Here is a 3,748-nt window from a genome sequence, read left to right as displayed (position 1 = left end):
CCGCTGCTTCGATTTCGTCTGCCACCGCCCAGTGCGCTGAACCGTGCAAGTCATTGCGTTCGTCTTTCAGCTTGCGGGTGCGTTGGAACACGTAGGCCACCGGAAAAACAATGGCGGTCATGGCACCAGCAGCCAGCAGCACTTGAGCCGTCTTGATGACGGACAGGACATCCGGTGATGAGTCTGGCCGGAAATACCGAAATATCCAGATCAGGATGTCCCACGGCCAATAAATCCGTGTCTGCCCAAAAATCGTGGCAGGCGAACCAAGTGTCGGGTGAAAACGAAACTGCCAGGCGGTGTATTGCGTAACCATCACGAAGGTCAGCGCGGTGACCAAGCCGAATATCAGAAAGGCAACCCATACGAACCGAGTGATGTCCCCCTGGGTGCGGGGGATGACGTAGAGCTGTTGCCGCTGCGACTGGGACATGCAGAGCCTTCAATTCCTAAATTTCCAGTTCAGTTTCAGGTTTAGCTACTTTTTTCGCCCGGACTTTCGAAGGCTTTAGGACTTCCTCTTTCACGGGGTCTACCTTCACATCATCCGCCACCAGGCCAACGTCCTTTTCGACCTCAACGCCCAGACTTTTCTCAAGCAAATAGTCCACTGCTTTCGACGCGTCTTTTGCCGCTGCAAAAACGGCGTGCTTGTCACCTTTGAGGGTCTCAAGCCACGAGCCGATATAAGCCGCGTGATTTTTGTCGTCAAACTGCACGCCCGTCTCAGCACTGGCGAAAGCGCTGCACAACTCTGCCACCAATTCTTCACGGGCGTATTCATCCGTACCGAAGCCGTTCGAAAATGGGCGACTCAGCCTGTTTTCACCGCCGGTGGCGTGGCCAAGTTCATGCAGCAAGGTGCCAGCGTAGGCTTCAGGGCTTTCAAATTGATCACGATTCGGCATTTGAACGGCATCACGCGCTGGTGAGTAAAACGCCCGGTCACCGCCGTGGCCAAGCTTCAGTCCGTCGAGTTTCATACCGCTGGCCACTTTTTCCACTGCAGCGATTTTTTCGACAGTAGGGCGGTCTTTTGTGGTGGCGATGGGTTCAAGGGTCAAGCCGTTGCATTGTTCGACGTTGAAGGCATGGCTGGTTTTTTCGAACAGCAAGCTCAAGGACCGCTCTGCTTGCTTCCAACTGTATTTGGTCCCGCCAGACTCCACCACCAATTGGCGGGTGTCCACTTGCTGCCCGTTGGAGAGTTTGACCGTTTGCGCGTATTTTTCCGGCGCTTCAGCCAGGGTGACCCGAGCGCCATTGTGGGTGATGTCCACGTCCCGGCGGCGATGAAAAGGCAACTCATCCCAGTATTCAATGGGTGTTGACTTTTCGCCTTGGGTGACACCGCCGCCCAGACTGACTGCCTGCTTGTAGGTCAGCCAGCGTGGATCGGCATAGCCTTTGTCCATCCCCTGCATCATCAGCATGAGCCGGTTACCACCGCTGTAAATACGGCCAGAAACCGCATTGCGGGGCAGTCCGGCAGCAACACCACCTTCATTGGTCCAACCCTTGCGCCATGGCATGACACCCGACTCCAGGGAGGCGACGATGCGATCCGTGATTTGCTCACGCAGGTCTTTTTTGGGCTCAGTCATGATGCACCTCGACAAAATCCAGGGCGTCAACATCGTCATGTTCAGGGCCGGAGAGCTCAATGCCGAGTTTGTCGGCATCGCGAACCAAATGCACTTGGGCATCGCTTGGTATGCCCAGTTCGGCCATTGTTTGCGGGGACAAAGGTATCAATGCTTGCATGATTTCTCCTTAAAAATGCCCTTTCCGGACGGGCGTGGTGGTTCAAAGTTCAATACTTTCCTCGAGCGCGATTTGGCGGGTTTTGGGACTTTTTCCCCCGACCTGAAAGGCGTTTTCCTCTTCGAGTGCACTTTCTTTTTTGTCCTCAGCCACTTCAGGTTCGGCCTTTTCCCGCTCCGCCAAAAAGGCCTCACGCACGTAGTCGCCAGACGTTTTGAAATACTGTGTGATGTTCGCCTTCTGCGACGGCTCAAGCGCTTCACGCTCCCTGATGACGCGGTCATCACGCACCATCACCACATCCGTTCCAAGCTGCGTGAGTTTGCCGTCCGTGTCCAAAATGCCTTTCTCGCGCAGCAGATCGATAGAACCAGGGTCAACGCCACCGTTTTGCTGTTCAAGGTCAACCTTGGCTATTTGGTGAATTGCCTGATAGCCCAAATCTTTGATACTGGCGTTGGCCGCCAGCATGCGTTCATCTGGCATGGAAATCTTGCCGTCACCCAGCAGGTCAATATCTGCCACTGGGCTTTTTGTGAGGATGTCCATCGTTCTTTGGTCAGCACGGAGGACGGACTTGCCCAAAGGTGCAGTCGTCAGGTTCTTGACCGGATCGCCCGTGATGCCCGCTTCAACACCTGGAATACGGCCACGTTCAAGCCCTTGGGCGACCTGTTTACCTCTCATCCAGGCCTTTAATACTTCAGGCTCTGTGTTTTGCAACGGGTAGCCCAATTTTCCAGAGATTTCCGCTGCGCGGACCTTGAAGGCGGTGTCACCGGTCAGCAGCAAACCTTTGTCGATGTCAAACTTTTTGGCGGCAATCTTGAGTGCCGCTTCGACGTCACGATCATCGGTTTTGCGCACATCCAGGCGGTCGCCGACATCACGCACGGCCACCGTCAAGCCGCGCGTGAATTCCATGACCCCATCCTTGCCTTCGCGCGCCTGCAAATCGGCCAAGACAATGTTGGGGGCTGTTTGTTGGCTGAAGCCATCCAGGCCGGAATCCGGTGCCTTTTCTGCTTCTTCAATCAGACTGTCAAAAATGGGGTCATCGGGTTGTTCAAGCTTTGACTCTTTCAGGAAATCAAGCCAGCTTTGCGGTTTGACCAGCGTGCCATCGAGTTCGCGAGCGGCCTTGTCTTTTTCGGCGTAATAGCCTTCAGTGAGTTTGGCCAGCTCAATGGCCACCGACGCGGAAATCGATTGATCAGAAGTACCCAGCCCCTTCAGTCTGGCGTGCAGTTCGCCGCGAGTGGCTTCCATGCTGGACTGTAATTGCAGCCATTTTTCGCGGTATTGCTGTTCGTGCTGATTAATCCCGCCATTGCGAATTTCTCGCGCAGGGGCTGTTTTGGCCTCAAAGGCATCCAGCAGGGCAATTCGCTTTATTTGTTCACCAGTCAGGTTTTCCATAGGGGCCTTTCAGGTACAAACTCATTGACCACCGGAATCAGGCGGGGTGCAGTCGATCAGTGGGATGGTGAGTGCTGGTCCCCAGCGGCCCTCATTGGCTGACTTTTGAATCAGCGCATTGCGAAAGGCCATGTCATCTTCATAGGCAGCACGCCACTTGCCCTTTTGTTGCAGCCAGGGCTTGGCCAGGTCGAGCGATGCACGCCGTTTTCCAATCAAGGTTTGATGCTCAGGCGTCAAGACGCCATAGCCCGCATAGACTTTCCAACCAACAAAATCGGTGCTGGTTGAGGCACAGCCACCCCCGGCAGGTGAAGTGGGCATGCACGCGGAGTACGCAAAAGTTGACCCCAGTGCCGGTGTTTCAACGTAAGTGGGGAAGCCGCCGGTCGTCCAGGCCACCCAGCCACTGGGTGTCAAAAATGCAGCTGGGTAACCGGGCACCCCTGGGTCTTCAATACCCACCCAAATGGCGCCGGGCAGGCCCACATCGGATGCGGCAACGGTGCCACGGATCGACACTGATGCAGGGGCGGGGTCATACGCCGTGCCAGCGCAAAAGACG

4 protein-coding genes and 1 pseudogene are annotated in these 3,748 nt (G+C 55.5%); all 5 read right to left on the bottom strand.

Annotation, left to right across the window (positions count from 1 at the left end; translation table 11 throughout):
• A pseudogene (locus PHF15_RS16695) lies at nt 1–433 on the bottom strand (conjugal transfer protein TraG); the annotation flags it as partial.
• Nucleotides 434–449: 16 nt separating this feature from the next.
• A complete protein-coding gene (locus PHF15_RS16690) occupies nt 450–1,604 on the bottom strand; it encodes a zincin-like metallopeptidase domain-containing protein (protein ID WP_300122978.1) in 1,155 nt (384 codons plus the stop codon).
• Nucleotides 1,597–1,764, bottom strand: a complete 168-nt coding sequence (locus tag PHF15_RS16685) for a hypothetical protein (protein ID WP_300122977.1) — start codon at nt 1,762–1,764, stop codon at nt 1,597–1,599. Before PHF15_RS16685 ends, PHF15_RS16690 begins: the two co-directional genes overlap by 8 nt.
• 42 nt (nt 1,765–1,806) lie before the next feature.
• The gene (locus tag PHF15_RS16680; protein ID WP_300122976.1) at nt 1,807–2,727 is read right to left on the bottom strand and encodes an LPD7 domain-containing protein; all 921 of its coding nucleotides are present in this window, start codon (nt 2,725–2,727) and stop codon (nt 1,807–1,809) included.
• Nucleotides 2,728–3,204: 477 nt separating this feature from the next.
• On the bottom strand, nt 3,205–3,748 hold a 544-nt coding region (locus PHF15_RS16675), incomplete at its 5' end, for a hypothetical protein (RefSeq protein WP_300122974.1).

The organism is Rhodoferax sp., from assembly GCF_028689295.1.
In the GTDB taxonomy this organism is placed as follows: Bacteria; Pseudomonadota; Gammaproteobacteria; order Burkholderiales; family Burkholderiaceae_C; genus Rhodoferax.
The sequence above is the reverse complement of the archived record's forward strand: the minus strand, read 5'-3'. Positions and strand labels throughout refer to the sequence as shown.

Bases quoted from the DNA above. Each gene is read 5' to 3' on its own strand.
- PHF15_RS16690 (WP_300122978.1), bottom strand. From the start codon at position 1,604: ATGACTGAGCCCAAAAAAGACCTGCGTGAGCAAATCACGGATCGCATC.
- PHF15_RS16685 (WP_300122977.1), bottom strand. From the start codon at position 1,764: ATGCAAGCATTGATACCTTTGTCCCCGCAAACAATGGCCGAACTGGGC.